Annotated in this window: 1 pseudogene; it reads right to left on the bottom strand. The window is 62.7% G+C overall.

Annotated features, from left to right (window positions below):
- Window positions 1-217: pseudogene (locus tag AUR66_RS22030) on the bottom strand (ABC transporter substrate-binding protein); the annotation flags it as partial.

The raw sequence follows: 217 nt of genomic DNA, 5'->3' as shown, positions 1-217 counted from the left end.
CACTACTGTGTTTCCACGTGCCGCCTTCCTTCGAGTACCCAGCCTCACGAAGGAGCGCAGCGGCTTTGTCCGTCTGAGACTCCGCCATGCCGTAACTCTCGAAGGAGTCGTACGCGTCGCCGAGCCACGTTTCCTGGTCGTTCGGGGCGATACCAGTGACTTTCGGTGCGGGTGCTTTCGTCCGCGGTCCTGCGTTCTCGGCGACCTGCTGGCGGTT

The sequence above is a fragment of the Haloferax profundi genome (assembly GCF_001469865.1).
Taxonomy (GTDB): Archaea; Halobacteriota; Halobacteria; order Halobacteriales; family Haloferacaceae; genus Haloferax; species Haloferax profundi.
The sequence above is the reverse complement of the archived record's forward strand: the minus strand, read 5'-3'. Positions and strand labels throughout refer to the sequence as shown.